Genomic DNA, 25,954 nt, shown 5'->3' with positions numbered 1-25,954 from the left:
CTCAAGACAGTGCGGCGATCTCGGGTTCGGGCGTCGATGCGACGGTATTGGCCAGGTCGGCCACGAGTTCGAGCAGGATGTCCTTCACCGCCTGCGCGGGCTCCGACAGCGGCAGGTGGTCGGACTGGCACAGCGCCAGCGGCGCCTCGATGACCGGGTCGACGATGGGGAATTGCCAGGCGCCGCAGCTCGCGACCACCTCGCGCGCCATCGACGCCGGCAGGATGGTGGCGCCCAGCCCGTCGGCAATGGCCGCCGTGAGGGTGAAGGCGGATTCGATCTCCGCCACCACGCGCGGCACCATGCCCGCGCGCACGAAGGCCGCATCGACCAGCTTGCGCACCACGTTGTAGGGGCGCGGCAGGAAGAGCTCGATGTCGCGCAGGTCGGCCAGCTTCACCGGCTGCGAGGGCGCCGGCATCGACGCCGGCCCGACCAGGAACAGCGGCTCCTTGAGCAGCGGCAGGAAGGTCAGCCCGTGGATGGCCTTGTCGCCGTACAGCACGGCCAGGTCCATGCGGCCGTTCATGATGAGTTCGCTCAGCGTGGTGCCGTAGTTCTCGTTCAGGTAAAGCAGGATGCCCGGGTGCCGAGCGCGCACGGTGCGCAGCAGCGGCAGAGAGAGCGCCGAAGCGGCCGTGCCGGGCGCGAGCCCCACGGAAACCTGGCCGGAGAGCCCTTCGCCGGCAGCCTCCATGTCGACGCGGGCCTGTTCGCACTGGCGCAGGATGATCTGCGCGTGGCGGTACAGCACCTTGCCGGCCTCGGTGGGCGTCACCCCGCGCTTGGTGCGCACGAGCAATTGCTGGCGCACTTCGCCCTCGAGCGTGGCCAGTTGCTGGCTCAGCGCGGGCTGGGCAATGAAAAGGACCTCGGCCGCCTGTGTCAGGCTGCCGATGTCCACGATCTTCACGAAATATTTGAGGCGTCGCAGGTTCACGCCTTGTCCCCAAGCAAAAGCCAAGCCTAGCATCGCGGTCGCGCGGCGGATATCGGGGCTCACCATGAGTCATAAGCTGCGCCTATACGACCAGTGCAATCTCGTCTTGGCCTGGCGAGGTCGATGTGCGTACCGTTCGGTCCATGCCATCTCCAACCCAGGAAGCCGCGTGACCACCTCCCGCATTGCCGCCCGCGTGCGGCGCATCAAGCCCTCGCCCAGCACCTCGGCCGCCGACCGCGCCAACGAACTGCGCAGGCAGGGCAAGTCGATCGTCAACCTCGTGGTGGGCGAGCCCGACTTCGACACGCCGCTCCACATCCGCCAGGCCGCGGCCGCGGCCATCGAGCGCGGCGCCACCCGCTACACGCTGATGGCGGGCACGGTGGAACTGCGCGAAGCCATCGTCGCCAAGCTGGAGCGCGAGAACGGCCTGCGCTACGCGATGAACGAGATCATCGCCACCAGCGGCGCCAAGAGCGCCATCTACAACGCTTTCGCGATCACGCTGGAGCCGGGCGACGAGGTGATCATTCCCGCGCCCTATTGGGTGTCGTACCCCGACATGGTGCTGGCCTGCGAGGGCACGCCCGTCACCGTGGCCTGCCCCGAGGCGAACGGCTTCAAGCTGACGCCGGCCCAGCTCGAGGCCGCCATCACGCCGCGCACGCGCTGGCTGCTGATCAATTCGCCGAGCAACCCGACCGGCGCGAGCTACACCGCCGCCGAATACCGCGCGCTGGCCGAAGTGCTGGAACGCCATCCGCACGTGATGGTGATGACCGACGAGATCTACGAGCACATCCGCTTCGGCGGCGAGCCGCTGCCGCACATCCTTTCGGTGGCGCCGGCCCTGCGCGATCGCACGCTGATAGTGAACGGAGTCTCCAAGACCTATGCGATGACCGGCTGGCGCATCGGCTATGCGGCCGGGCCCGTGGACCTGATCAAGGCGCTGGACACGCTGCTGTCGCAGTCCACCGGCAACTGCTGCTCGGTGAGCCAGGCTGCGGCCGCCGCCGCGCTGAACGGCGACCAGAGCTTCGTGGCCGAGAGCGTGGCCGTGTACAGGCAGCGCCGCGACCGCACGCTGGCGCTCGTCAACGACATTCCCGGCCTGAGCTGCGCCACGCCGCCCGGCGCTTTCTACCTGTACATCAACTGCGGCGGCCTCATCGGCAAGACCACGCCCGAAGGCAAGCGCCTGAACGAGGACGGCGACGTAGTGATGTACCTGCTCGAAAGCGAAGGCGTGGCCGTGGTCGCGGGAACCGCGTACGGCCTGTCGCCCTACTTCCGTCTTTCCATAGCCACGTCGATCGAGACGCTGGAAGAAGGCTGCAAGCGCATCGCGCGTGCCGTGGCCGCACTGCGCTGAAGCGCACCGAAGAACTCACGAGGACCAGTCATGCCTTACAAAGCCATCCGCAAGAACCCGTCGGCCCCGCAAGTGGCGCCGGCCATCCTCGCCGCGCTGCAAGACATCCCGGTGGCCGCGCTCAGCGACAACCTGCACCGCAACATCGGCAGCGTCGGCCTGCAGCCGTACCACCGCCCCGGGCACAAGACCATGGCGGGCACGGCCGTCACCGTGAAGACGCGCGGCGGCGACAACCTCACGCCGATGCGCGCCTTCGAGTTCTGCCGGCCCGGCGACGTGCTGGTGATCGATGCGGGCGGCGACATCACGAACGCCGTGATCGGCGGCATCCTGTCGTTCTATACCGCGACCATCGGGACCGCGGGCCTGGTGCTCGACGGCGCCATCCGCGACGTGGCCGAGATCCGCGAGCGCGACTACCCGGTGTACGCGCGCGGCGTGAACCATCGCGGCCCCTACAAGGACGGCCCCGGCGAGATCAACGTGCCGGTGTCGGTCGGCGGCATGGTCGTGAACCCGGGCGACATCGTGGTGGGCGACCAGGACGGACTGCTGGCCTTCTCGCCCGACGAGGCCGAATTGCTGATCGAGAAGGCCCGCGCGCACCTGGAGACGGAAGCGCGCACGATCCAGGCGATGAAGGAAGGCCGCTGGGACCGCTCCTTCCTCGACGCGCTGGAAGCTCGCTGCGCCAATTGAAGCGGTCAGGCGCCTGAGGCACCTTCGCTGACCAGCGCCCACAGCGCCTCGGCCACCGGCGCCATGTGCGCCTGCTGGCGATACAGCCGGATGTCCACCGGCACGCGCCATCCGCCCGCGCCGGCATCGACCAGCGTGCCGCTGCGCAGGTCGTCGGCCACCAGGCTCATCGGCAGCCATGCGAGGCCACGGCCTTCGAGCGCCATGGTGCGCAGCAGCGCGGCATGGTGGGCCGTGAAGACGATCGACAGCGACGCGGCGAAGTCCTTGCCGAACTCGCTGCCCTGCATGGCCCGCATGATCCGGCCCAGCCCCGAAGCATCGCTGTAGGCCAGCACGGAAGGCGACTGGCCTGCGCCCAGCGCATGCAGCGGCGCACCGTTCGCATCGGGTGTGCTCACAGGCACCAACACGTCTTCGCTCAATCGTTGAACCGGATACCCGGTGTCGTCGAGCCGCCCCGGCGCACCCGCGTGCCCGTGGCACAGCACGAACTGCACGCGGCGCTGCAGCATCAGGTCTTCGCAGGCGTACGAGCTGTCGGAGATGGTCTGGATGGGCCCCATGCTCAGGCGCGACTCCACGCCGGCGAGCCAGCGCGGAAAGAAGGTCAGCGACAGCACGTGCGTGGCGGCGAAGCTCAGGCTTGCCGCGTCGAGATCGTGCGCGGCGCGGGCCTTGATGCGGGCGGCCTCCAGATCGGCCAACACCTCCTGCAGCAGCGGCTGGAAGCGCTTGCCCGCCGCCGTGAGCGCCGTGGGGTGCGCGCTGCGGTCGAACAGGTCGACGCCCACCCACTCCTCCAGTGAACGGATGTGGCGGCTGAACGCCGGCTGCGCAATGGAGCGCGCCTGCGCGGCGCGCGAGAAATTGCCGGACTCGGCCAGGGCCAGGAAATCTTCCAGCCATTCCAGGTCGAGCGGTCGGTTGCCAGGGCCCATGCGCAGCGCGGTTGAATAGTTGTATGCGATTCGAGTATTGGACGGCTCGTCCTCCGCCGGCAAAAGATGCACCCATTCCTGCACCTTGAACCACAACGGAGACACAGCATGCCTTCCATCGCGAATTATCGCGGGATCATTCCCGCCATTTCCTGCCCCTTCACGGCCGACCACCGCATCGACGAGCCGGCGCTGCGCAAGCTGGCCTCATGGCTCGCCGGCCATGACGGCGTGGTGGCGATCATGACCAACGGCCACACCGGCGAAGTGTTCTCGCTCACGCCTTCGGAGCGCGCCGAGGTGACGCGCATCGTGGCCGACGAGCTGCGCGGCCGCATGCCGGTGATTTCGTCGATCGTGTGCGAAGGCCTGGCCGAGGCCGCCGAGCATGCGCGCGCCGCACAGGCCGCCGGCGCGGTGGCGCTCGACGTGATGCCGCCGCATCACTGGCTGCGCTTCGGATTCACGCCCGGCCATGCGCTGCAGTACTTCGAGGCCATCCACCGTGCCGCGCCGGAGCTGGACCTGGTCTGCCACGTGTACCCGGCATGGACGCGCGCCTCTTACTCGTCGCAGCTGCTGGCCGAGCTGGCGCGCCTGCCCTACCTGCAGGCCTTCAAGGTGGGCCAGCGCGACATGAACAAATACGCCCGCGACATCCAGGCGATCCGCGAAGCCGATGCGTCGAAGGCCATCCTGACCTGCCACGACGAATACCTGCTGGCCTCGATGGTGCAGGGCGTGGACGGCGCGCTGGTCGGCTTCGCGACCTTCATTCCGCAACTGATCATCGACCTGTGGAACGCGGTGAAGGCCGGCGACCTGAAGAAGGCAATGGCAGTGCAGGCGCTCATCACGCCGCTGAAAGACGCGGTGTACGGCGGCGGCGAGCCGACCGGCGAGGCGCATGCGCGCATGAAGGGCGGCATGTTCCTGGCCGGCGTGCTCGAAAACGCCACCGTGCGCCCGCCGACCGAAGCGCCGAACGCGCGCGAGATGGACGCGCTGCGCGCGGCCGTCGAGCAGGCCGGGCTGTCGAAGCGCTGAGCCCACGGGGCCGCGACACCCGCGATGCCCCGATGAAGAACCACAAGGAGACAAGAGACATGCAACGCAACCATTTCCTGCGGGCCACGCTGGCCGCCCTCGCGCTGGCCGCGGCGTCCACCGCCGGCCTCGCCCAGACCTGGCCGAGCCGCCCGGTGCGCATGGTGATTCCGTTTCCGCCGGGGGGCACGCTCGACACCATCGGCCGCCTGCTTGCGCAGAAGCTCGGCGAGCAGACGGGTCAGACCTTCATCGTGGAGAACCGCGCCGGCGGCAACGGCATCATCGGCGCCGACGTGGTGTCGAAGGCACCGGCCGACGGCTACACGCTGCTGTTCAACGCATCGACCTTCACCACCGCGCCGATGACCATGAAGGCCGTGCCCTACGAGGTGACGCGCGACTTCACGCCGGTGGCACTGGTGGCCAAGGCGCCGCTGTCGGTGGCGGTCAACAAGAACCTGCCGGTGACGGACGTGAAGTCGCTCATCGCGTACGCCAAGGCGCACCCCGGCAAGATGACCTTCGCAGTGGGCTCCATCGGCTCGGCCGGCCACCTGTCGACCGAGCTGCTCAAGCGCGCGGGCGGCGGGCTCGACTACCTGATCGTGCCGTACAAGGGCACGGCGCCTGCGTTCCAGGACCTGATCGGCGGGCAGATCGACGGTTTCATCGACCCCATCCTCGGGTCTCTGCAGTACCACAAGAGCGGCATGGTGAAGGTGATTGCCGTGACCTCGGCCACGCGCGCCACCAGCCTGCCGAACGTGCCCACGGTGGGCGAGAGCATTCCGGGCTACGAGTTCTACAGCTGGTACGGCCTGTGGGGGCCGGCGAAGCTGCCCGCGGCCATCACGCAGCGGCTGAATGCCGAGGTCAACAAGGCGCTGGGCACCGACATGCGCGAGACGCTGGGTGCGCAGGGCCTGCTGCTGACACCGGGCAGCGTCGAGGAGTTCGCGAAGTTCCAGGCCGAGGACATGGCGCGCTCGAAGAAGATCATCGTGGAGGGCAACATCCATGTCGAATGAAGCTGCCCCGCATGCAGTGGTGACGGGCAGCAGCGGCGGCATCGGCCGAGCCATCGCGTCACATCTGCTGGAGGCGGGCTGGCGCGTGAGCGGCGTCGACCTCGCCGAGCCGACGCTGTCTCACGCGGGCTTCATGCATGTAGCCGTCGACCTGTGCGATGCCGACGCCATCGCGCGCGCGGCAGCTGCGCTCCAGGACGCCGATGCGCTGGTGCATGCGGCCGGCGTGCTGCGCGTAGGCCCGCTGGGCTCGCTCGACCACGCGGGCGGCGAGCTGATGTGGCGGCTGCACGTGGATGCGGCCACGCGGCTGGCCGACGCGCTGGTGCCCGCGATGGCCGCGCGCGGCAAGGGCCGCGTCGTATTCGTCGGCAGCCGCGTCGCGCAGGGCCTGCCCGGTCGCGGGCAGTACGCAGCGACCAAGGCCGCGTTGATCGCGCTGGCGCGCAGCTGGGCGGCCGAGGTCGCTGCGCAGGGCGTGACCGTCAACGTGGTGTCGCCTGGCGCGACGCAGACATCGATGCTGCAGGACCCGGCACGCGCCGGCAGCGCGCCGCGCATGCCGCCCATCGGCCGGCTGATCCAGCCGGAGGAAATCGCGGCGCTCGTGGGCTTTCTTCTTTCGCCGCCGGCGGCGGCCATCACGGGGCAGGACGTCGCCATCTGCGGCGGTTCGTCTCTGCACCGCTGAATCTTTCTTCCTTTTCCCATCCACCCAGACCGATCATGAAAATCGTCAACATCCTCGAGTCCACGCGTCCCATCAAGTCGGACATCCGCAATGCCTACATCGACTTCTCGAAGATGACCCTGAGCCTGGTGGCCGTGGTCACCGACGTGATCCGCGACGGCAAGCCGGTCATCGGCTATGGCTTCAATTCGAACGGCCGCTACGGCCAGGGCGGGCTGATCCGCGAGCGCTTCCTGCCGCGCCTGCTCGAAGCGGAGCCCGCGTCGCTGCTCGACGAGACGGGCGAGAACCTCGATCCGCACAAGATCTGGGCCCGCATGATGATCAACGAGAAGCCCGGCGGCCACGGCGAACGTTCAGTGGCCGTGGGCACCATCGACATGGCCGTGTGGGACGCCACCGCCAAGATCGCGGGCAAGCCGCTTTACCAGCTGCTGGCCGAGCGCTACGGCACCGGCACACCGAACCCGCGCGTGTTCGTCTACGCGGCGGGCGGCTACTACTACCCCGGCAAGGGCGTGGAAGGCCTGCAGCGCGAGATGACCAGCTACCTGGAGCGCGGCTACTCGGTGGTGAAGATGAAGATCGGCGGCGCCACGCTGGCCGAAGACTGCGAGCGCATCGAGTCGGTGCTGAAGATCCTCGGCCCCGGCCAGCAACTGGCGGTGGACGCCAACGGCCGCTTCGACCTGAAGACCGCCATCGACTACGGCCGTGCGCTGTCGCGGTACCCGCTGTTCTGGTACGAGGAAGCCGGCGACCCGCTCGACTACGAACTGCAGGCCAAGCTCGGCGAGGTATATGCCGGCCCCATGGCCACGGGCGAGAACCTGTTCTCGATGCAGGACGCGCGCAACCTGATCCGCCACGGCGGCATGCGGCCCGACCGCGACTGGCTGCAGTTCGACTGCGCGCTGAGCTACGGGCTGGTGGAGTACCTGCGCACGCTCGACATGCTGAAAGAGCACGGCTGGTCGGCATCGCGCTGCATTCCGCACGGCGGCCACCAGATGTCGCTGGCCATCGCGGCGGGCCTGGGCCTCGGCGGCAACGAGAGCTACCCGGACCTGTTCCAGCCCTACGGCGGCTTCCCAGATGGCGTGAAGGTCGACAACGGCTATGTCACTCTGCCGCCGCTGCCGGGCATCGGCTTCGAGGGCAAGGCCGACCTGATTGCGGAAATGCGGGCGCTGGCTGCATAGGCCCCGCGGGCGCGAGGGCGCCGGGTTTGCGCGATATGCTGTGAGGCCTGCCGCCCGCTCGTCCGGTCGGCCAGCCATCGAGATATATCGCAAAAATCCAAGGACTTGTTTCGAAAGCAACAAGTTGCAAGCCCCTATGAAGATAGCTACGTGGAACGTCAACTCCCTCACCGCACGCCTGCAGCACGTGCTCGACTGGCTCATCGCCAACCCGGTCGACGTGCTGTGCCTGCAGGAACTCAAGATGACCGACGACAAGTTCCCGCTCGAGGTGCTCAAGTCGGCCGGCTATGAAGCGGCCGTGTTCGGCCAGAAAACCTACAACGGCGTCGCCATCCTGAGCCTCTCGCCGGCGCGCGACGTGGTGAAGAACATCGGCGGCTTCACCGACGACCAGTCGCGCGTGATCGCGGCCACGGTCGAAACGCCCTCGGGCCCGCTGCGCGTGGTCAACGGCTATTTCGTGAACGGCCAGGCGCCGGGCAGCGACAAGTTCGAATACAAGATGAAGTGGCTCGACGCGCTGCGCGACTGGCTGCGCCAGGAGATGGTGACCAACCCAAACCTCGTGCTGCTGGGCGACTTCAACATCACGCCGGAAGACCGCGACAGCTTCGACCCGGTGGGCCTGAAGGAAACCATCCATCACACGACCGAGGAGCGCAACCACTTCAAGGCGCTGCTCGACCTGGGCCTGACGGACAGCTTCCGCATGTTCGAGCAGCCCGAGAAGAGCTACTCGTGGTGGGACTACCGCATGCTGGGCTACCAGAAGAACCGCGGCCTGCGCATCGACCACATCCTGGTGAGCGAGCCGCTGGTGCCGCGCGTGAAGGGCTGCATGGTCGACCGCGTGCCGCGCAAATGGGAAAAGCCGAGCGACCACGCGCCCGTGGTGCTGGACCTCGACCAGAGCGCCTGAACCGATGAACGCGGGCGCGGGAATCGAAGCAAGCGCGGCGGGCCGGGCCTGCCGCTGTCTTGTCATTGCCGCGGCAGCCTTCGCGCTGGCGTCGTGCTCGCTGTTCAAGCCAGCGGACAAGGCCGAAGAAGGCGGCAAGAGCACGCCGACGGCGCCCACCGACGAGGCCGCGCCCGGCAGCCGCGACGTGCCCACGGTGCGGCTCATCACCGCGCAGACGCCAGCCGTGCGGGCCTACCGCAAGATCGGCGCGCAGCACATCTACAAGGCCTACGCCAACCGCATCTACAAGGGAAAGATCCCGCCGCTGGTGTATGCCGTGGTGGTGGTCGAGACCGACATAGACGCAAGCGGCAAGGTGGTCAACGTGACCTTCAGCCGCACGCCGAGCCATGCGCCGGAAGTGGCGCCGATGATCGCGGAGCTCATCAAGGCGACGTCGCCGCTGCCGAGCCCGGGCAAGCTCGGCGGGCACACCTATGTCGACACCTGGCTCTGGGACAAGAGCGGCAAGTTCCAGATCGACTCGCTGACGCTGGGCCAGCGCAGCAGGTAACAGGCAACCGGGCAGAGGCAAAGAAAAAGGCCCTGAGGGGCCTTCTTCATTCGATACCGAGTTCCTGGATCTTCCGGGTGATGGTGTTGCGGCCGATACCCAGCTTCTGCGCGGCCTCGATGCGCCGCCCACGCGTGTTGGCCAGCGCGGTGAGGATGAGCCTGGACTCGAAGCGGCGCGAGAGCACGTCCCACACGTCGGTACGGCCGGCAGCCAGCAGGGCCTGGGCCTCGACCTCGAGGCCGCTTTCCCAGCTGCTCACCAGCGCGGGGCTTTCGACGGCTTCGGAGTGAACATGTGCGACGGCAGGCGCATCGCCGACAACCGACGGCGCCGCCAGCGGGCTAGCGACTGCCGGGGCCTGCAAAGCCGCTTCCGGCGCTGCGTGCGCCTCGCCCGCCGCAGTGCCCACCGCCATCACTTCGGGCGGCAGGTCCTTGGCCTCGATCAACTGGGCCGGCGCCATCACCGTCAGCCAGTGGCAGATGTTCTCGAGCTGGCGCACGTTGCCGGGGAAGCTGAACGCCGCGAGCTTGGTCAGCGCCGCATCGGAAATGCGCTTGGGCTCCACGCCGAGCTGACGTGCACTCACCTGCAGGAAGTGGCGCGTGAGCGCGGGCACGTCTTCGCCGCGTTCGCGCAGTGCCGGCAGGCGCAGGCGGATCACGTTGAGGCGGTGGAACAAGTCTTCGCGGAAGCCGCCGAGCTTGACGCGCTGCTCCAGGTCCTGGTGGGTTGCGGCGATGACGCGCACATTGGCCTTCACCGAGTTGTGGCCGCCCACGCGGTAGAAATGGCCGTCGCTCAGCACGCGCAGCAGGCGCGTCTGCAGGTCGAAAGGCATGTCGCCGATTTCGTCGAGGAAGAGCGTGCCGCCCTCGGCCTGCTCGAAGCGGCCGCGGCGCATGGTCTGCGCGCCGGTGAAGGCGCCGCGCTCGTGACCGAAGAGTTCGCTCTCGAGCAGGTCCTTGGGAATGGCTGCGGTGTTGATAGCCACGAAGGGGCCGTTGGCGCGCGGCGAATGCTTGTGCAGCGCACGCGCCACCAGTTCCTTGCCCGAACCCGATTCGCCGGTTATGAGCACCGTGACGTTGCTCTGCGAGAGCCGGCCGATGGCGCGGAACACGTCCTGCATCGCAGGGGCCTGTCCGAGCATTTCGGGCGCGGCGACCATGCGTTCCTCGGCCACTTCCTCGCGCTGGCTTTCGTCGACGGCACGGCGGATGAGCTCGACCGCGCGGGGCAGGTCGAAGGGCTTGGGCAGGTATTCGAAGGCGCCGCCCTGGAACGCCGAGACGGCGCTGTCGAGGTCGGAGAACGCCGTCATGATGATGACGGGCAAGCCCGGGTGCTTGGCCTTGATCTTGTCGAGCAGGTCGAGCCCGGAACCGCCGGGCATGCGGATGTCGCTCACCAGGACTTGCGGGCCCTGCTGTTCGTCGTCGGCGGCTTGCTCGAGTGCGGCGAGCACCTCGCGCGTGTTGGTGAAACTGCGCGTGGGCAAGTCTTCGCGCAGCAGAGCCTTCTCGAGCACGAAGCGAATCGATTGGTCGTCATCAACTATCCAGATCGGCTTCATGCATCTCCTCTGTTGCCGGTGGCTGCGCTAGGGCAGCGGTATCAATATCTTGAAATCGGTTCGGCCCGGGACGCTGTCGCACTCGATCACGCCGTGATGCTGTTGCACAAAAGTTTGCGCGAGCGTCAATCCCAGCCCGGTCCCGCCTTCCCTGCCCGATACGAGCGGATAGAAGATGCGGTCCTTGATCGTGTCCGGCACACCCGGTCCATTGTCGATTACATGCAATTCCAGTGCCAATCGATACCACTGCTTGTTGAAAATCACCTGACGAGCCACGCGGGTTTTGAAAGTGATCTGCGCATCGCCCGCCGCGCGGCGCTCGGCCAGGGCCTGTGCGGCGTTGTGGACGATGTTGAGCGTGGCCTGGATGAGCTGCTCGCGGTCGCCGCGGAATTCGGGAATGGAAACGTCGAAGTCGCGCTCGATGTGCAGGTCGCGCGGGAACTCCGCGAGGATGACGGAGCGCACGCGCTCGCACACTTCGTGGATGTTGACGTCGCCCACCACGTGAGGACGGCGGTGCGGCGCCAGCAGGCGGTCGACCAGCGTCTGCAGCCGGTCGGCCTCGTGGATGATGACCTGGGTGTATTCGATGAGGTCGCGCGACTCGACCTCCATCTGCAGCAGCTGCGCCGCGCCGCGAATGCCGCCCAGCGGATTCTTGATCTCATGCGCGAGGTTGCGGATGAGTTCCTTGTTCGCCTGCGCCTGGTCGATGAGGCGCTCTTCGCGGTCCTGCCGCACCTGCTGCTCGAGCGGCGACATCTCTATGATGAGCTCGCCCTTCTTGTCGCCCTGCGCGAGCGTGACCTGCACGGGCATGAGCTCGTGGTTGACGCGGCGCAGGAAGGCCTCGTAGCGCAGCGTTGCAAAGTCGTTGCTGCTCGCGCCGTCGATGGCGGTGCGCAGCACCTGCGGCTCATGAAAGCACGCGCCGAACTGCGAGCCTTCCAGCGTGCGGCGCGAGGTGCCGAGTGCGTCTTCGAGGCCTGCGTTGGCAAACAGCACGGAGCCGTTGCTGTTGACCACCGCGATCAGGGTGGACAGCAGGTCGAAGGACTGGAAGCGCGGATTGGCGCCGGTCGCCTTCTTCCCGAATGCCATAGAGGTTTCTTGCTTGCGCTTGCTGGTTATTGCTGCCGGGGCGGCAGCCGGTTGATTTCGCGGCGGATGCCTGCGATGTCGCTCTCGTTGCGCGCGATCTCGGCCTTCATGTCGGCCACGCGGTCGAGGTACTTCTGGTAGTTGCGGCCTTCGCTGCCTTGCTTCTCGGGCTCGCCGTTGTTGTAGTCCTTCAGCAGCTCGGCCTGGCGGGCCTCGGCCTTCTTCAGCTCGGACTCGAGCACGGAGCGGGCCTCGCCGTCGCGGGCGCGCTGGTCGACGCCTTCGACACGCGGGCTGCCGGCCGGCGCGCGCGCCGCCGTGGAAGCGCCCGACGACGATGCCGATCCGCCCCCCGAAGCCCGGGTGCCCTGCACCACCGTGACGTTGCCGCCTTCGAGGACCTTGCAGCCCTTTTGCTGGGCCACGGTCGCGTTGTTCGTGTATTCGTTGCCGCAGCGCCAGACGCGTTCCTGCGCAACCGCCGGCAACGCGATCAGGAGTGAACCGGCCAGTAAAAAGAGAGAAGCTGTCTTCATGTGTATCTATGGAGGCGCGACAAAGGCGCATTTTCATGCAATTCGACGCACCCGGAGCCCTGATGTTCCGCCCCAAGGAAAAAGGACGGCCGAGGCCGTCCTTTTGACTTACATGCCTGTGAAGGCTGTTTGCTCGTCGATCAGAGCGAGTAGTACATGTCGAACTCGACGGGGTGCGTCGCCATGCGGAAGCGCGTGACTTCCTGCATCTTCAGTTCGATGTACGCGTCGATGTACGCGTCGGTGAACACGCCGCCCTTGGTCAGGAACGCACGGTCCTTGTCCAGGTATTCCAGGGCCTGGTCGAGGCTGTGGCAGACGGTCGGGATCAGCGCGTCTTCTTCCGGCGGCAGGTGGTACAGGTCCTTGCTGGCGGCTTCGCCCGGATGGATCTTGTTTTCCACGCCGTCCAGGCCGGCCATCAGCAGCGCGGCGAAGCCCAGGTACGGGTTCATCAGCGGATCGGGGAAGCGCGCTTCGACGCGGCGGCCCTTCGGGTTGGCCACGAACGGGATGCGGATCGAGGCCGAGCGGTTCTTGGCCGAGTAGGCCAGCTTCACCGGGGCTTCGAAGCCGGGCACCAGGCGCTTGTAGCTGTTGGTGCCGGGGTTCGTGATGGCGTTCAGGGCACGGGCGTGCTTGATGATGCCGCCGATGTAGTGCAGCGCGAAGTCCGACAGGCCCGCGTAGCCGTCGCCTGCGAACAGGTTCTTGCCGTCCTTCCAGACCGACTGGTGCACGTGCATGCCGGAGCCGTTGTCGCCGACGATGGGCTTGGGCATGAAGGTGGCGGTCTTGCCGTAGGCGTGGGCCACGTTGTGGATCACGTACTTCTGCAGCTGGACCCAGTCGGCGCGCTGCACGAGCGTGCTGAACTTGGTGCCGAGTTCCATCTGGCCGGCGTTGGCCACTTCATGGTGATGCACTTCGACCGGGATGCCGAGCGATTCGAGCACCAGGCACATTTCCGAGCGCATGTCCTGGAAGCTGTCGACCGGGGGAACCGGGAAGTAGCCGCCCTTGACCGCGGGACGATGGCCGGTGTTGCCGTGCTCATATTCCTTGTCGGTATTCCACGAGGCTTCTTCGGACTCGATCTTCACGAAGCAGCCCGACATGTCGTTCTTCCAGCGGACGCCGTCGAACACGAAGAATTCGGGTTCCGGACCGAAGAAGGCGGTGTCGCCCAGGCCCGAAGCCTTCATGTACGCCTCGGCGCGCTTGGCGAGCGAACGCGGATCGCGCTCGTAGGCCTTGCCGTCGGCGGGGTCGATCACGTCGCAGGTCAGGATCAGCGTCGTTTCTTCGAAGAAGGGGTCGATGTTGGCGGTGTTGGGGTCGGGCATGAGCTGCATGTCCGAGGCTTCGATACCCTTCCAGCCGGCGATGGACGAGCCGTCGAATGCGTGGCCCGAGGTGAATTTGTCTTCATCGAAGGCCGAGACCGGCACGGTCACGTGCTGCTCTTTGCCGCGGGTGTCGGTGAAGCGGAAGTCGACGAACTTGACCTCGTTTTCCTTGACGAGCTTGAGTACATCGGCGACGGTCTTTGCCATCAGTTTCTCCTGAGTTGGATGGTGGTTAGGAATACAGGGACGAGGGATGCAGTTTCTGTGCCATTGTCACCTCACTGGATGAGGCCTTGTTCACCAAAGCGAACCACAAATAGCCAAGAAATATCACCAACTTGGTGCAATAGGAATTAACGCACCAATTCGGGGCCGAGCTTGGCATCAAAGGTGTGCAGGCCTTCGATCAGCTGGGCATAGGCGGCATCGAGCCGGCCAGGGTCGCCCTTCACGCCCAGCTCGATGTGCCGCCCGTATTGGGGGTGGTCGACGCTGGGCAGGCTGAATACCTTGACTCCGGCATGCGTGTCTTCGATGGCCTGCATCAGCGGGGTCAGGGTGGCCTCCATGGCACCGAAAACGATCACCGACTTCTCGGCGACCGCGTTGCGGGTGAACAGGTCGGCATAGCGGGCGTCGAGCACGGACTCGATCATCGGCCAGGCCATGACCGGGAAGCCCGGCACGAAGTGCACGTCGCCGACGCTGAAGCCGGGGATCTTGTTGTACGGGTTGAGGATGAGCGTGGCGCCCTGCGGGAACACGCCCATGTTGAGCCGATGCACGTTGTCGGAGCGGTCGGGCTCGTAGGGCACGCCCTGCTCGCGCGCGGTGTCCTGCATGCGCTCGCGGATCAGCAGCTCGGCCTCGGGGTGCAGCGCCAGCGGCACGCGCAGGGCCTTGGCGGCGCATTGGCGAGTGTGGTCGTCGGGCGTGGCGCCGATGCCGCCGGTCGAGAAGACGACGTCGCCCGAAGCGAAGGCCCGCTCGAGCGCGGCGGTGATGCGCGCGGGCTCGTCGCCCACGTATTCGGCCCAGCTGAGCTGCAGGCCGCGTGCGGCGAGCAGTTCGATGACCTTGGCCATGTGCTTGTCGGCCCGCTTGCCGGAGAGGATCTCGTCGCCGACGACGATGAGACCGAATGCGCGTGTCATGGTGAACCCCATTGAGAAAGAGCGGCCCTGTTGGCTTCCGCGGCCTCGAGGGCCGGGGCGCCGCCCGCGCCCGATGCCGCAGCGGCCACCGCGCGCTGGGCACGCAGTTGCGCGAGCGCGTCGAGGCAGTAGTGCGCGAACCAGAGCGCCGAAAAGGCAAAGACCAGTGTGTAGATCCAGATGGCGATCGGCACCAGCACGAAGAAGGCGGCGGCGAACAGCAGGCCCGAGGCCCAGACGATGCTCGGCGCCGCGCCCAGGTAGCCGCACAGCACGCCCACGCACAGCAGCGGCAGCCGGTGCGTGCGCAGCAGGGTGGCGCGCTCCTCGGGGCTGGCATGCTCGGCCAGCGCGTCGAAGCTCATGACGCGGTAGGTTAGCCAGCCCCAGATGAGCGGCGGCAAGATGAGCACGAGTGGTGGAATGAGCCACAGCGGCATCGAAACCACGAGGGCGACCAGCGCCAGGATGGTGACTGCGAGCGATCGGGCCACGCTGCCGAAGAAAGAGGCGCCCTTCTTCTGCTCCAGCGAGGGAAAGCGGCGCTCGCCCACCAGCCGGGTCAGCGCGGGGGCCATGAAACCGGCCACGATGAGCAGCGAGACCACCACGATCAGCGGCGTGGCGGCAAACACCACGACCAGCGGCGCCAGCATGGCCGTCACGTCGCCCGAGAAAAGCCGGCCGATCCAGGCCCAGAAGCTGGCCAGCAGCGGCCACGCATCGAGCGCGCCGCGCGTCCAGGCCACGGCAGCTTCCCAGTAGAAATAGCCGAGCCCCGCGGTGAGCACCACCATCAACGCCAGGGGCAGCAGCGACAGCACGATCACGCGCGGCAGCATGCAATAGGCGACCGCGCGCCAGAAGGAGTCGAGGAGCAGGCGCATGAGGCAGCGAGGATAACGCCTGGGACGGCGCCGTCAGGGGCCGGTGACCCTCAAGCGCGCCCGACCATTCGCTTCAGGCCGAGCCACTGCTGTGCCCAGAACCCCCGGCCGTACTCGCGCACGCGGCCGTCGGCGCCGGGCTCCACCTGGTCGCGGATGCCGGTGGGGTCGTAGCGGTTCTCGAAGTTGGCGGTGCCGAACATCATGTCCCACCACGGCAGCAGCACGCCGAAGTTATGGCCGCCGAGCGTGCTCCTGCCGTTCGATTCGTGGCCCAGCCCGATGCTGTGGTGCAGCCGGTGGAAACGCGGGCTGATCCACAGCCGCTCGCCGATGGCGCCGAAGCTCAGCCGCAGGTTGGCGTGCTGAAGGCTCTCGCTGAGCTGGGTGAAGGCCACGAAGGCGATGAACTGCCCCGGCGCCACGCCGATGAGTTGCGCCACGATGACGATGAGCGTGTCGTGGACGATGTCGTCGAGCAGGTGATTGCGGTCGTCGCTCCACATCGTCATCTGGCGCTGCGAGTGGTGCAGCGAATGCAGGCCCCACCACCAGTTGAACTGGTGCTGGCCGCGGTGGATCCAGTAGCCGACGAAGTCGAGCACCACGAGGTAGATCGCGAAAGCGATCACCGGCACGTCGGTCACGCCGGGCCACACCTCGTCGAGGTGCAGGGTGCCCCACCCCGCCGTGCGCAGGCTGCCCATGGCGTCGTCGAAGAAAGGCTGCAGCGTGAAGAAGATCGCCAGCCGGAACAGGCCGAGCCGGTGGATCAGCGTGTAGAGCACGTCGATGCGAATGGCGTGGCGGTCGACCACGGGCTCCACCGAGCGCCAGCGCTGCAGCGGCCCGATGATCGCGATCAGCACCAGGATCTGGATGACCCCGACCAGCAGCCAGCCGGTGGCATCGAAAGCGTCCTCGGTCCAGCCGCCGAGGCCGACGGCAAACACCAGCGGCTGCACTACGGCCTCGAAGAACCAGCCCTGGAGGGCGGAAAAAGCGTCAGTCAGCCAATCGATCATGGCGCGAACTCAGGAGTGGGATGCGATCCAGGCGCGGTAGTCCGGATGCTGGCGCAGCGTTTGGAAACAGAAACCCTTGGCCTTGAGGCCGACGATCAGCGGCTCGAGGTTGGCCGGCGCCCACGGGTCCTTGCGCGACCAGATGCCCAGGTGCGCGAGCAGGATGTCGCCGGGGCGGATGGTGTCGAGCGCCTGCGTGAGCAGCTTCGCGTTGCTGAACTTCTCGCTCGGCAGTTCGTCGCCGAGGAAGCCGGCGGGCGCCCAGCCGACGTACTTGTAGCCGCAGCCCTCGGCTGCCGCCAGCAGCGCGGGCGAGGTCTTGCCGCCCGGCGCGCGGTACAGCGGCAGCGGCTTCTTGCCGGTGATGGCAGCCAGCCGGTCGGACGACTTGCGAATGTTGGCGCAGTACTCGGCCGCGCTCCAGGTCGATTCCTTGCCGTTCTGCGGGCCGGCCGAGGGCTTGATGCGGAAGCTCGGCGGCGTGCCCTTGACGTCGGCGCGCCAGTAGGCGTGGTCGTAGGTGTGGGAGCCGAATTCGTTGCCTTCGGCCGCCCTCGCCTTCCACCAGGGCGCCCAGTGGTCGTCGAGGCTGTCGCCGTCGGTCTGGGTGCGCTCGGCGGCGGCGAAGAAGGTGACGCGCACGTTCTGCCGCTTGAGCACGTCGGCCACCAGCGGGGCGATGCCCATGTGGCCGGTGTCGAAGGTCAGGTAGACGGGCTTTTCGCAAGTGGCGGCCTGCTGCTGCGCCCAGGCGCCCGGCACCACCGTGCCGCAGGCCAGCGCCAGCAGCACGGCCGCGCTGGCGCGCCTACGTGCGCTTGCCATGGTCCAGCGTCCAGACGCCGTGCGGGGAGCGTCCCACATTGACCTGCCGCACGACCTTCTGGGCGACGAGGTCGACCACGGTGAGCTTCTTGGCCCAGCGCGAGGTCACGTACAGCGTCTTGCCGTCGGCCGACACGTCCATGCAGTCGGGGCCGCCGGGCACGGCATAGCTGGCCACGACCTTGAGCGTCGCCAGGTCGATGCGGCTGATGGTGTTGGCCACGCGGTTGCTCACGAAAACGGTCTTGCCGTCGCCGGCCGAGCGGAAGGCGTGGGCGCCTTTGCCGGTGGGGATCTTGCCGACCAGCTTGGGCTGCGCGCCCTCCACGTCGAACACCTGCACGCCGTCGCCGCCGGTCAGGCCCACGAGCAGCGTCTTGTCGTTGTGGATGCCGAAGATGTCGGCGGGCATCGGGCCGGTGGTGGTGCGCCATTTGATGGCCTGAGTGGGCAGGTCGACGGCGATCATCTCGTCGCTGTCCTGCATCGTCACGTAGGCGATGGTGCTGGTGTTGTCGATCCAGATGTGGCTGGGCGTCTTGCCGGTGGCGATGCGCTTGGCCAGCTTGAGGTCCTTGCCGTCCCAGCGGTAGACGTCCACGTGGTTCAGGCGGTTGCCCGCCGTGACGAACCACTTCATGTCGCGCGAGAACTGCAGCTGGTACGGATCGATGATGCCGTAGACCACCCGCTGCACCTCGGCCGTGCGGGGGTTGAGGAAGGTCAGCGAGTCGCCAGCCGAATTGGCCACGATGACCGACTTCTCGTCGGGCGTCATGTAGATGTGGTGCGGCTCCTTGCCGGTGGTGATGCGTTGTTTTTCGCTCCAGTCGACCGGGTTGATCACGCTCACGCTGGCATCCAGCGAGTTGAGCACGAAGATCGGGGGAGGCTCTGCTGGCGCGGCGGCGGCGGTGTGTGCCGCCAGGGCCGTCATGCAGGAAAACAGGAAGGCCGCGATGCGGCCGTTCGGGCGGGCAGGAAGTCGCAAGGGAAGGTTCCGAGAGAGAGCTGGCGATCTTAACGGTCGAGCATTAAGACTGGCTGACCTGGAAGCCCGTCTTTCTCCCTGCGGCCCGCGCCTGTTACCTGGAAAGTTTGGCGGGCTTGGCCGGCGCACGCAGCGCGGCGACCTGCTCGGCGGTGAGCCAGCGCCACTGCCCAGGCGCCAGGTCTTCCGGCAGCGCGAGGTCGCCGATGCGCGAGCGGTGCAGCCCCTCGACCCGGTTGCCGACCGCTGCCAGCATGCGCTTGACCTGGTGGTACTTGCCCTCGGTGAGGGTGAGGCGCAGGTGCAGCGGGCTGTCGGACTCGCAGGCGGCGGCGCGCACGGGCTTCGGGTCGTCGTCGAGCACCACGCCGGCCAGCAGCTTCGCGATCTGCGCCTCGTCCACGGGATGCTTGGCCGTGACCTCGTAGACCTTGGGCACGTGGTGCTTGGGCGAGCCCATCTTGTGGATGAACTGGCCGTCGTCGGTCAGGAGCAGCAGGCCGGTGGTGTCCTGGTCGAGCCGGCCGATGGCCTGCACGCCCTGCACCGCCCCCTTGTTGGGGCGCAGGCGCAGTGGCGACGGCAGCAGCGTGTAGATGCTCGGGTATGTCGAGGGCTTCTGCGAGCACTCGGTGCCGGCCGGCTTGTGCAGCATCAGGTAGGCCTTCTCGTGATAGGCCCAAGCGGTGCCCTGGACCGTGTAGAGAAGCCCCTCGGGGTCGAGATCGGCGAACGGGTCGGTCACCGCCTGGCCGCCGACGGTCACGTGGCCTTGCTGGACCAGCCCCGCGCACACGCGGCGCGTGCCGAAGCCCTGGGTGTAGAGGATGTCTTGCAGGTGCATGAAAAATGAAAAAAGCGGCCGCGCCGACAAGGGCGCGACCGCCTTCAAGTGTGCCGCAGGATCAGTAGCCCGCTGCCAGGCCGGTGTTGCGGCGGGGGTCGTTGGCGCCGTAGAAGCGGTTGTTGCCGACCGGCTTGCCGCCCAGGGACGGCGCGCCGACGATGATGGCCGCAAGGTGGTTGGCCGGCTGCGGCACGCCCAGGTTGTGGCCCATGTCGGTAAGGATCTTGCGGGTGTCGGGGCTCAGCGCATAGGTTTCGACGTTGGTGACGTCGGGCAGCCACTGCTGGTGGAAGCGCGGGGCGTCGACGGCTTCCTGCACGGTCATGCCGTAGTCGATGGCGTTGATCATGGTCAGCATCACCGCCGTGATGATGCGGCTGCCGCCCGGGGTGCCGACCACCATCACGGGCTTGCCGTCCTTGGTCACGATGGTCGGGCTCATCGAGCTCAACGGGCGCTTGCCCGGCTCGATCTTGTTGGCCTCCCCCTGCACCAGGCCGTACAGGTTGGGCACGCCCACCTTCGAGGTGAAGTCGTCCATCTCGTCGTTCAGCAGCACGCCGGTCTTGGCGGCGGTGATCTTGGCGCCGAACCAGTCGTTCAGCGTGTAGGTCACCGAGACCGCGTTGCCCCACTTGTCGGCGATCGAGTAGTGGGTGGTGTTGCTGCCTTCATGCGGCGCGACCCCGGGCTTGATGTCCTTCGAGATGCCGGCCTTCTTGGGGTCGATGACGGCGCGGATCTTCTCGGCGTAGCCCTTGTCGAGCAGGCGCTCGAGCGGGTTCTTCACGAAGTCCGGGTCGCCCAGGTAGCTGTTGCGGTCCACGTAGGCGTGGCGCATGGCTTCGATCTGGTAGTGCACGGCCTGTGCCGAGTGGTAGCCCAGGTCCTTGAGCGGATAGCCCTCGAGGATGTTGAGCATCTCGCAGATGATCACGCCGCCAGAACTCGGCGGGGGCGCCGACACGACGTGGTAGCCGCGGTAGTCGCACTCCACCGGCGGGAGTTCGCGCGTCTTGTACTGGTCGAGGTCGGCCTGCGTGATCAGGCCCTTGCCGCCCTGGCTGGACGCCACGATGGCATTGCCGACCCAGCCCTTGTAGAAGCCGTCGGCGCCCTTGGCGCTGATCTCGCGCAGCGTCTTGGCCAGGTCTTTCTGCACCAGCTTGTCGCCCACCTTGTAGGGCTCGCCCTTGTTCAGGAAGATGGCGGCCGAAGCCGGGTCTTCCTTGAAGTCGGCCGTGGCGGTGCCGAGCAGGTCGATGTCGCCCTGCTCCAGCGCGAAGCCCTTCTCGGCCAGCTGGATCGACGGGGCGAGCAGTTCGCCGCGCTTCATGGTGCCGTACTTCTCGCGCGCGTATTCCATGCCCGAGACACTTCCCGGCACGCCCACGGCGAGGTGGCCCTTGGTGCTCAGGCCCTTGATGACGTTGCCGTCCTTGTCGAGGTACATATTCGCCGTCGCGGCCAGCGGCGCCTTCTCGCGGAAGTCGAGGAAGGTCTTGCGGCCGTCCGCCAGCTGAACGGTCATGAAGCCGCCGCCGCCGAGGTTGCCCGCTGCCGGGTACACCACGGCCAGCGCGTAGCCCACGGCCACCGCCGCGTCGACGGCATTGCCGCCACGCTTGAGCACGTCGACGCCGACCTTGCTTGCCAGGTGCTGCGCACTCACGACCATGCCGTTCTCGGCCGCGACAGGCGCCACCGATGCGGCATTCGACGCGCCGGCCGCCGCCAGCGCGAGCACTGCCGTGACGGCGGCGCGCAGCTTCGGGGTCCAGTGGATTTTTTGCATGTAGGAGTCTCCTCTGTAGGTGCTGTGTTGAAGAAAAACGGTGATGCGCCGGTCAATCCGTGAGCAAAGCCTTGCGCCGCAAGGCATCGAGCGCCAGCTCGACCTGCTGGCGGGCGAACGCCTTGACTGCCGACGGGTCGGTCAGCGGCTTGTCGTCCTTGACGAAGCGAAGGCGGCCGCAACGCACCTCGGCTTCGAGATGCTCGGCCAGCGCGTCGTGCGAGTTCGTGCCGTCGAGCAGCGGCAGCAGGCTGCGTTCGAGCAGCGTGAGCACCACGGGCTCATGCCACTGGTTGCAGGCGTTGGCGTTCGCACCTGCCGCCGGGGCCAGGCCGGGTGCGCTGCGCACGGCGGGCAATGCCTTCGGCAGGCCGGGCACCGAGGCCGCAGCAGGCACCGGCGTGAGACGAAAGCGCAGCGCGCCGAGGATCAGCAGTTCCTCGAGCATCGACATGACGGCGTGATCGACCGCTGCGGCAGGCTGGCCGACGAGCCGGGCTGCGTCGGCAATCAGCGTCTCCACGGGCATCGACGCCGGGTACGCCGCCTCGAGCAAGCGCGCGACGGCCTTGTGAACGGGCAGCCGCAGCGTGACCTTCAGGCCGCGAATCGCGTTGCAGGGCTGCTCGCTGGCATCGAGCACGAACTCGCCGCCGCCTTCGGCGGTGAACAGGCCGGCGACTTCGAGGGCGCGAATGCGCGCGGGGTCCAGCCGGTAGCGGATGTCCTTGGCGCGCGCCTGCCCCACCAGCAGGGTCTGCCTGAAGGTGCGGTTGACCAGGAAATCGAGGTACTGCTCCATCAGCACCTGGCTGCCGCCGCATTCCCGCAGCAGCGGGTCGCGCACCTTGTCGCCGTAGTTCTGCACGAACATGGTCGAGGGCTCGGCGTCGCACAGATAGGCCAGCCCACGAGCTTCGGCACGCGCGACGAACTCCTTGAAGTAGCACGGCGCGTTGCAGGGCTCCAGGAACTCGTGCAGCAGGTAAGAGCTGTTGGCGCTGCGCACGATAGGCATCGTCTCTTCGAGCGTTTTCTTGAGCACGCTGTCGGCGCGGGCCGACTCTTCGAGGAATTCAAGCATGCCGCGCGCATAGGCGAGCTTTTCGTCCGGCGTGTCGCGCGGGCCGCCGCGCAGGATCATTGCGTCGCGCACGATCTCGCGGGCCTTCCAGCCGGGGTACACGTTGTAGCTGACATAGGCCACGCCCTTGGGCGCCAGGTTCTCGGCGCAGATGCGCAGGATCGCGTCCTGCACCGGGCCCGGTACCCAGCTGTAGACGCCGTGGCAGACGATGTAGTCGAACTGGCCGAACGAGGCGTCGATCTCCGCGATGTCGAAGGCCTTGAGTTCGATGTTCGACAGCCCTGCCCGGGCAATGGCCGCCGCGCCCTGCGCCACCTGCACGGTGGACAGGTCCACGCCGACCGCACGCGCGCCCGGATGGCGCGCAGCGAAGGGAATCAGGTTGCCGCCGGCAGCGCAGCCCAGCTCGAGCACGCGGGCTTCGGCGGGCGGCGGGGTATCGAGCCCGAACAGGAACGCCAGCGCTTCAAGATGCTCCATGGCCGACTGAGGAAACGGGTGCGAGTCATAAGGCACCGCGTCGTAGTAGCGGGTCAGCGTGGAGGTCAGGGAATCCGACACGAGCATTCTTGTGATGTAGCAGCGGCCGACGACTATAGCCCCGGGTCCGGGCAAAAAAAACCCAGCCGGAGGGCTGGGCGTGAAAAAGCCTATCTGCTGGCATGCATCAAGGCCCCGCACAGGTTGACCGGCGGGGACGGTTTACCCGTCAAGGAGAAAGTGGAGGCCGACGCATGCGAGCGGCAATCTGAAGAGCGGCAGGCATGTTTGGCATGCCAGCAGTTTACTGTATATAAATACAGCATTCGATGAGAAATGCCGACCATGCCAGAAGCCGAAGCACCCATCGAGCGTTCGGCCGCTCCGACGGCCATTCCGGACACCTCTATCTGGATCGCAACACCAGCTCAGCTGTCGCCGGGTCTTAGAATGGCCCGATGAATTGGCGCACACTGCTTCCGCTTGTCCTGGTCCTCGCCGGCTGCTCGACCCCTCCCAACGAGGTCACGCAAGTGCGCCCCGGCGTGCTGCGTGCCGTGACTTACGTGCAGGCATCGGACTACTGTGACGTCAAGGGGCAGTCGCCGCGCTGGCTTGGCAAGGCACCTGCAGAACAGGGCGTCTTGTTCGAGTGCAACTGACGGCCTTCGCCGATCAGTCCTCCGCCATCTGGTTCATTCGCCGAACCAGAACATCAGCCAGCTTCCGATAGCGGCAAGCATGGTCATCAGGGCCGCAAGATCGAACTGGCGGGAAAGCGCCAACAAGCGCAAACGACGAGTGCTGTTCAGCATTGATCAAGACCCTCGCGTCATGGACGCTCCCCTCGTCGAAGAGTGCGCTTCCGCCGGTCGTTCGTCAATCCGAAGATAGTTTGCGCTTGCGTGATAAGTGGGCCGGGTAATCCCTGACCGAGCACCGGCGTGTCAGTCGGCCTGCAAGCGCTCCGCCACCTGTTGCTTGCCAAACTCGCGCACTGAGGCCAGGCGCTCCAGTTGAGCTGCGCGCGGCCGGGCCTTGCCTTGTTCCCAGTGGTAGATCGTCTGGCCCGACACACCGACGAGCTTGCCGTACGAGGCTGCAGACAGTCCCAGCTTGCTGCGATGCGAAGCCAGGCGCCCCGGGCTGAAGCGCCGCTTGGGACCCGCTTCGACAGCCTCGTCAGCATCGCGAACCGCGGCACGCTTGCCGGAACCGTTGGCGACGTTGCGCAGTTCCTTTTCCAAGCCATTCACCTGGCGGCGCAAAGCGGCGATCAATGCCCTGTGGTGTACAGAAGCCTTCTTCAGCGTCTCGATTTCCGCTCGAACCTCTTTACGGGCCACGCGCGAGATTTCGGCTTTAAGGATGGATGCAATGTTTGGCATAGCGCGATTGTGCCTAGCTCGTTCAGGGGAATGAAGAACGCACGCTAACCCAGGTCGGAGCGCTTGCAATCGAACACCGCGCCCGGCTCGACAGCCCGCAGCGCAGGCACCTTGCCCACGAAGGTCACGCCGGCGCCAATCAGACGCCACTCTCCGGCCTTGAACAGCCTGAATAGATGCGTGACTTCGGTACCGACACTGGGGATGGCGTTGAACACATAAACGGGTTCGCCGGACTGGGTCTCCTCCATGCTCAGAAGTTCGGCTCTCATCTTCCCCATCGTCTCCGTGTCCTTCGTCCTTGAACGCACGATGTCCATGTTGACGGTACGAGAGTGCTCGTCGATGGCGATCCTGCGGATCCAGTGCGAAGGCGCCGATGCAGTGGCAGGCCCGGGAACGCATGTGATCGTTCCCGCAGCGCATGCACCCGCTGTCGTGAGCAATAGCGCCTGAAGGGCTAGCCGGCCTGGTTTGATCGTCGTTGGCATCAGTTCGACTCTAACCTTGCGGCAGCGTGCGTGCGGCGCCTCAGCCGCCACCTTTACCGTTATCGCCTCGCTTCGCGGCCCATTCGACAGCCATGGCCTTCGCGCGCTCGAGTGCCTCGAGCACGCTGTGCCCCGCGGTCGGGTCGATCTTCAGCATGCGGATGTCGTCGTCTGGCGGCGCCCTGTAGCGGAGCACGGCCTGAAAGGAACCGGAGGGAAGCTTTTCCGCGCTGCACAGGAAGGTCCAGCCCGCATGTGGAAATTCGAGCATCTCATCCATGGCAACCGCCTTGATCGAAGGCTTGCCGGCCATGGAGGGCGCTACCGAGGTTCTTGGTGCTTTGCATTCTGGTCCCCTTGTCTTGAATTCGGACAAGCCAAGCTACAGCGCACACCGTACCGCGCGATGTAGGAGGCAACCGCCGCAGACGCAGGCATGTGGCTCGCTCTCGCACCAACGAAAAATGCCCCGCTGGGCGGGGCATTTCGGTTCGGGCACTTGGCGGTGCTGTCTACACAGACTGCCAGGGGCCTCGTTCTGCATCCGCGGCCGCGAAGCCGCTGCAATGCATCAATTACTTCTTCTTGGCAGCCACGGCCTTCTTGGCGGGGGCGGCAGCCTTCTTGGCAGCGGGCTTTGCAGCAGGCTTGGCAGCCTTCGCAGCCGGCTTGGCGGCCACGGCCTTGCTGTCGGCCTTGCGCTTCGCAGCCTTCGGGTCCACGGCGGCCTTGAAGGCGGCGCCCGGCACGAACTTCGGCACCTTCTGTGCGGCGATCTTGATCTTGGTGCCGGCGCTGGGGTTGAAGCCCGAGCGTGCGGCGCGCGCCACTTGCTTGAAAGTGCCGAAGCCGACGATCTGCACGGCGTCATCCTTCTTCACGGCAGCAACGATCGTGCTGGTGATGGTCTCGAGGACGCGCGCGGCTTCCGCCTTGCTGAGGTTGTGGGCGGTAGCGATTTTTTCGACGAGTTCGATGCGGTTCAAGTGAGTTCCTAGTAAGT

At 66.7% G+C, this 25,954-nt stretch carries 27 protein-coding genes; 9 read left to right on the top strand and 18 right to left on the bottom strand.

Annotated elements, in window-relative coordinates; translation table 11 throughout:
* Position 1: 1 nt before the first annotated feature.
* Entirely contained in the window at positions 2-940 is a 939-nt protein-coding gene (gene nac, locus ACWV14_RS09270; protein WP_454907244.1) for a nitrogen assimilation transcriptional regulator NAC, read from the bottom strand.
* A 169-nt stretch (positions 941-1,109) separates the two neighbouring features.
* On the opposite strand from nac, the gene ACWV14_RS09265 reads away from it, so the two are divergent.
* The gene (locus ACWV14_RS09265; RefSeq protein ID WP_454907245.1) at positions 1,110-2,318 is read left to right on the top strand and encodes an aspartate transaminase; all 1,209 of its coding nucleotides are present in this window, start codon (positions 1,110-1,112) and stop codon (positions 2,316-2,318) included.
* Between the two features lie 30 nt (positions 2,319-2,348).
* Positions 2,349-3,020 carry an RraA family protein gene (locus ACWV14_RS09260; protein ID WP_454907246.1) on the top strand — a complete coding sequence of 224 codons (672 nt, stop codon included), beginning with the start codon at positions 2,349-2,351 and terminating at the stop codon, positions 3,018-3,020.
* A gap of 5 nt (positions 3,021-3,025) precedes the next feature.
* On the opposite strand, the gene ACWV14_RS09255 is transcribed toward ACWV14_RS09260, so the two are convergent.
* Positions 3,026-3,961 (bottom strand): LysR family transcriptional regulator, encoded by a 936-nt coding sequence (locus ACWV14_RS09255; protein WP_454907840.1) that lies wholly within the window; start codon positions 3,959-3,961, stop codon positions 3,026-3,028.
* Positions 3,962-4,069: 108 nt separating this feature from the next.
* Here ACWV14_RS09255 and ACWV14_RS09250 point away from each other — a divergent pair, with 108 nt between their 5' ends.
* The 6 genes from ACWV14_RS09250 (at position 4,070) to ACWV14_RS09225 (ending at position 9,410) form a co-directional block, all read left to right on the top strand.
* Positions 4,070-5,008 (top strand): dihydrodipicolinate synthase family protein, encoded by a 939-nt coding sequence (locus ACWV14_RS09250; RefSeq protein ID WP_454907247.1) that lies wholly within the window; start codon positions 4,070-4,072, stop codon positions 5,006-5,008.
* 59 nt (positions 5,009-5,067) lie between these two features.
* Positions 5,068-6,039 carry a Bug family tripartite tricarboxylate transporter substrate binding protein gene (locus ACWV14_RS09245; protein WP_081271320.1) on the top strand — a complete coding sequence of 324 codons (972 nt, stop codon included), beginning with the start codon at positions 5,068-5,070 and terminating at the stop codon, positions 6,037-6,039.
* Positions 6,029-6,730: an SDR family NAD(P)-dependent oxidoreductase gene (locus ACWV14_RS09240; protein WP_454907248.1), complete on the top strand. Its 702-nt coding sequence runs from the start codon at positions 6,029-6,031 to the stop codon at positions 6,728-6,730. The genes ACWV14_RS09245 and ACWV14_RS09240 overlap by 11 nt, the downstream gene beginning before the upstream one ends.
* 35 nt (positions 6,731-6,765) lie before the next feature.
* Positions 6,766-7,932, top strand: a complete 1,167-nt coding sequence (locus tag ACWV14_RS09235; protein ID WP_454907249.1) for a mandelate racemase/muconate lactonizing enzyme family protein — start codon at positions 6,766-6,768, stop codon at positions 7,930-7,932.
* A gap of 136 nt (positions 7,933-8,068) precedes the next feature.
* Entirely contained in the window at positions 8,069-8,854 is a 786-nt protein-coding gene (gene xth / locus ACWV14_RS09230; protein WP_454907250.1) for an exodeoxyribonuclease III, read from the top strand.
* A gap of 4 nt (positions 8,855-8,858) precedes the next feature.
* Positions 8,859-9,410 (top strand): hypothetical protein, encoded by a 552-nt coding sequence (locus ACWV14_RS09225; protein WP_454907251.1) that lies wholly within the window; start codon positions 8,859-8,861, stop codon positions 9,408-9,410.
* Positions 9,411-9,456: 46 nt separating this feature from the next.
* On the opposite strand, the gene ntrC is transcribed toward ACWV14_RS09225, so the two are convergent.
* The 12 genes from ntrC to ACWV14_RS09165 all read right to left on the bottom strand — a co-directional run bounded on the left by ntrC (position 9,457) and on the right by ACWV14_RS09165 (position 23,159).
* Positions 9,457-10,989, bottom strand: a complete 1,533-nt coding sequence (gene ntrC, locus ACWV14_RS09220) for a nitrogen regulation protein NR(I) (protein ID WP_454907252.1) — start codon at positions 10,987-10,989, stop codon at positions 9,457-9,459.
* A 27-nt stretch (positions 10,990-11,016) separates the two neighbouring features.
* Positions 11,017-12,096: a nitrogen regulation protein NR(II) gene (gene glnL / locus ACWV14_RS09215; RefSeq protein WP_422085653.1), complete on the bottom strand. Its 1,080-nt coding sequence runs from the start codon at positions 12,094-12,096 to the stop codon at positions 11,017-11,019.
* 26 nt (positions 12,097-12,122) lie between these two features.
* Entirely contained in the window at positions 12,123-12,632 is a 510-nt protein-coding gene (locus ACWV14_RS09210) for a hypothetical protein (protein ID WP_454907253.1), read from the bottom strand.
* Between the two features lie 140 nt (positions 12,633-12,772).
* Positions 12,773-14,188, bottom strand: coding sequence for a type I glutamate--ammonia ligase (glnA, locus tag ACWV14_RS09205; protein WP_081271312.1), 1,416 nt, complete (start codon positions 14,186-14,188; stop codon positions 12,773-12,775).
* 146 nt (positions 14,189-14,334) lie between these two features.
* Positions 14,335-15,135: a competence/damage-inducible protein A gene (locus ACWV14_RS09200; protein ID WP_422085651.1), complete on the bottom strand. Its 801-nt coding sequence runs from the start codon at positions 15,133-15,135 to the stop codon at positions 14,335-14,337.
* On the bottom strand, positions 15,132-16,022 hold the full coding sequence (locus tag ACWV14_RS09195) for an EI24 domain-containing protein (RefSeq protein WP_454907254.1): 891 nt from the start codon (positions 16,020-16,022) through the stop codon (positions 15,132-15,134). Before ACWV14_RS09195 ends, ACWV14_RS09200 begins: the two co-directional genes overlap by 4 nt.
* 50 nt (positions 16,023-16,072) lie before the next feature.
* Positions 16,073-17,047 carry a sterol desaturase family protein gene (locus ACWV14_RS09190; RefSeq protein ID WP_422085649.1) on the bottom strand — a complete coding sequence of 325 codons (975 nt, stop codon included), beginning with the start codon at positions 17,045-17,047 and terminating at the stop codon, positions 16,073-16,075.
* Positions 17,048-17,056: 9 nt separating this feature from the next.
* Positions 17,057-17,872 (bottom strand): polysaccharide deacetylase family protein, encoded by an 816-nt coding sequence (locus ACWV14_RS09185; protein ID WP_454907255.1) that lies wholly within the window; start codon positions 17,870-17,872, stop codon positions 17,057-17,059.
* A complete protein-coding gene (locus ACWV14_RS09180; RefSeq protein ID WP_422085647.1) occupies positions 17,856-18,863 on the bottom strand; it encodes a YncE family protein in 1,008 nt (335 codons plus the stop codon). Before ACWV14_RS09180 ends, ACWV14_RS09185 begins: the two co-directional genes overlap by 17 nt.
* 94 nt (positions 18,864-18,957) lie before the next feature.
* Positions 18,958-19,707, bottom strand: coding sequence for a pseudouridine synthase (locus tag ACWV14_RS09175; RefSeq protein WP_454907256.1), 750 nt, complete (start codon positions 19,705-19,707; stop codon positions 18,958-18,960).
* Positions 19,708-19,768: 61 nt separating this feature from the next.
* On the bottom strand, positions 19,769-21,505 hold the full coding sequence (ggt, locus tag ACWV14_RS09170) for a gamma-glutamyltransferase (RefSeq protein ID WP_454907257.1): 1,737 nt from the start codon (positions 21,503-21,505) through the stop codon (positions 19,769-19,771).
* A 52-nt stretch (positions 21,506-21,557) separates the two neighbouring features.
* Positions 21,558-23,159: a methyltransferase regulatory domain-containing protein gene (locus ACWV14_RS09165; protein ID WP_454912705.1), complete on the bottom strand. Its 1,602-nt coding sequence runs from the start codon at positions 23,157-23,159 to the stop codon at positions 21,558-21,560.
* Positions 23,160-23,530: 371 nt separating this feature from the next.
* Between ACWV14_RS09165 and ACWV14_RS09160 the strand changes: the two genes are divergently transcribed.
* Positions 23,531-23,734 carry a hypothetical protein gene (locus tag ACWV14_RS09160; RefSeq protein WP_422085643.1) on the top strand — a complete coding sequence of 68 codons (204 nt, stop codon included), beginning with the start codon at positions 23,531-23,533 and terminating at the stop codon, positions 23,732-23,734.
* A gap of 285 nt (positions 23,735-24,019) precedes the next feature.
* Here ACWV14_RS09160 and ACWV14_RS09155 read toward each other — a convergent pair whose 3' ends face one another.
* The 4 genes from ACWV14_RS09155 to ACWV14_RS09140 all read right to left on the bottom strand — a co-directional run bounded on the left by ACWV14_RS09155 (position 24,020) and on the right by ACWV14_RS09140 (position 25,937).
* Positions 24,020-24,460 carry a helix-turn-helix domain-containing protein gene (locus ACWV14_RS09155; RefSeq protein ID WP_454907259.1) on the bottom strand — a complete coding sequence of 147 codons (441 nt, stop codon included), beginning with the start codon at positions 24,458-24,460 and terminating at the stop codon, positions 24,020-24,022.
* Between the two features lie 44 nt (positions 24,461-24,504).
* Positions 24,505-24,951: a hypothetical protein gene (locus ACWV14_RS09150; RefSeq protein WP_454907260.1), complete on the bottom strand. Its 447-nt coding sequence runs from the start codon at positions 24,949-24,951 to the stop codon at positions 24,505-24,507.
* Positions 24,952-24,991: 40 nt separating this feature from the next.
* Complete coding sequence (locus ACWV14_RS09145; RefSeq protein ID WP_454907261.1) at positions 24,992-25,264, bottom strand: hypothetical protein; 273 nt, start codon at positions 25,262-25,264, stop codon at positions 24,992-24,994.
* 262 nt (positions 25,265-25,526) lie between these two features.
* Positions 25,527-25,937, bottom strand: a complete 411-nt coding sequence (locus ACWV14_RS09140; RefSeq protein WP_081271299.1) for an HU family DNA-binding protein — start codon at positions 25,935-25,937, stop codon at positions 25,527-25,529.
* Between the last annotated feature and the right edge of the window lie 17 nt (positions 25,938-25,954).

The sequence above is a fragment of the Variovorax durovernensis genome (assembly GCF_977011995.1).
This window is presented reverse-complemented; position numbering and strand designations above follow the sequence as displayed.

What these genes read in the sequence shown, in the direction of transcription:
- ACWV14_RS09260 (WP_454907246.1), top strand. Translation starts at nt 2,349, where the DNA reads ATGCCTTACAAAGCCATCCGCAAGAACCCGTCGGCCCCGCAAGTGGCG.
- ACWV14_RS09255 (WP_454907840.1), bottom strand. Translation starts at nt 3,961, where the DNA reads ATGGGCCCTGGCAACCGACCGCTCGACCTGGAATGGCTGGAAGATTTC.
- ACWV14_RS09250 (WP_454907247.1), top strand. Translation starts at nt 4,070, where the DNA reads ATGCCTTCCATCGCGAATTATCGCGGGATCATTCCCGCCATTTCCTGC.
- ACWV14_RS09245 (WP_081271320.1), top strand. Translation starts at nt 5,068, where the DNA reads ATGCAACGCAACCATTTCCTGCGGGCCACGCTGGCCGCCCTCGCGCTG.
- ACWV14_RS09240 (WP_454907248.1), top strand. Translation starts at nt 6,029, where the DNA reads ATGTCGAATGAAGCTGCCCCGCATGCAGTGGTGACGGGCAGCAGCGGC.
- ACWV14_RS09235 (WP_454907249.1), top strand. Translation starts at nt 6,766, where the DNA reads ATGAAAATCGTCAACATCCTCGAGTCCACGCGTCCCATCAAGTCGGAC.
- xth (WP_454907250.1), top strand. Translation starts at nt 8,069, where the DNA reads ATGAAGATAGCTACGTGGAACGTCAACTCCCTCACCGCACGCCTGCAG.
- ACWV14_RS09225 (WP_454907251.1), top strand. Translation starts at nt 8,859, where the DNA reads ATGAACGCGGGCGCGGGAATCGAAGCAAGCGCGGCGGGCCGGGCCTGC.
- ntrC (WP_454907252.1), bottom strand. Translation starts at nt 10,989, where the DNA reads ATGAAGCCGATCTGGATAGTTGATGACGACCAATCGATTCGCTTCGTG.
- glnL (WP_422085653.1), bottom strand. Translation starts at nt 12,096, where the DNA reads ATGGCATTCGGGAAGAAGGCGACCGGCGCCAATCCGCGCTTCCAGTCC.
- ACWV14_RS09210 (WP_454907253.1), bottom strand. Translation starts at nt 12,632, where the DNA reads ATGAAGACAGCTTCTCTCTTTTTACTGGCCGGTTCACTCCTGATCGCG.
- glnA (WP_081271312.1), bottom strand. Translation starts at nt 14,188, where the DNA reads ATGGCAAAGACCGTCGCCGATGTACTCAAGCTCGTCAAGGAAAACGAG.
- ACWV14_RS09200 (WP_422085651.1), bottom strand. Translation starts at nt 15,135, where the DNA reads ATGACACGCGCATTCGGTCTCATCGTCGTCGGCGACGAGATCCTCTCC.
- ACWV14_RS09195 (WP_454907254.1), bottom strand. Translation starts at nt 16,022, where the DNA reads ATGCGCCTGCTCCTCGACTCCTTCTGGCGCGCGGTCGCCTATTGCATG.
- ACWV14_RS09190 (WP_422085649.1), bottom strand. Translation starts at nt 17,047, where the DNA reads ATGATCGATTGGCTGACTGACGCTTTTTCCGCCCTCCAGGGCTGGTTC.
- ACWV14_RS09185 (WP_454907255.1), bottom strand. Translation starts at nt 17,872, where the DNA reads ATGGCAAGCGCACGTAGGCGCGCCAGCGCGGCCGTGCTGCTGGCGCTG.
- ACWV14_RS09175 (WP_454907256.1), bottom strand. Translation starts at nt 19,707, where the DNA reads ATGCACCTGCAAGACATCCTCTACACCCAGGGCTTCGGCACGCGCCGC.
- ggt (WP_454907257.1), bottom strand. Translation starts at nt 21,505, where the DNA reads ATGCAAAAAATCCACTGGACCCCGAAGCTGCGCGCCGCCGTCACGGCA.
- ACWV14_RS09165 (WP_454912705.1), bottom strand. Translation starts at nt 23,159, where the DNA reads ATGCTCGTGTCGGATTCCCTGACCTCCACGCTGACCCGCTACTACGAC.
- ACWV14_RS09160 (WP_422085643.1), top strand. Translation starts at nt 23,531, where the DNA reads ATGAATTGGCGCACACTGCTTCCGCTTGTCCTGGTCCTCGCCGGCTGC.
- ACWV14_RS09155 (WP_454907259.1), bottom strand. Translation starts at nt 24,460, where the DNA reads ATGCCAAACATTGCATCCATCCTTAAAGCCGAAATCTCGCGCGTGGCC.
- ACWV14_RS09150 (WP_454907260.1), bottom strand. Translation starts at nt 24,951, where the DNA reads ATGCCAACGACGATCAAACCAGGCCGGCTAGCCCTTCAGGCGCTATTG.
- ACWV14_RS09145 (WP_454907261.1), bottom strand. Translation starts at nt 25,264, where the DNA reads ATGGCCGGCAAGCCTTCGATCAAGGCGGTTGCCATGGATGAGATGCTC.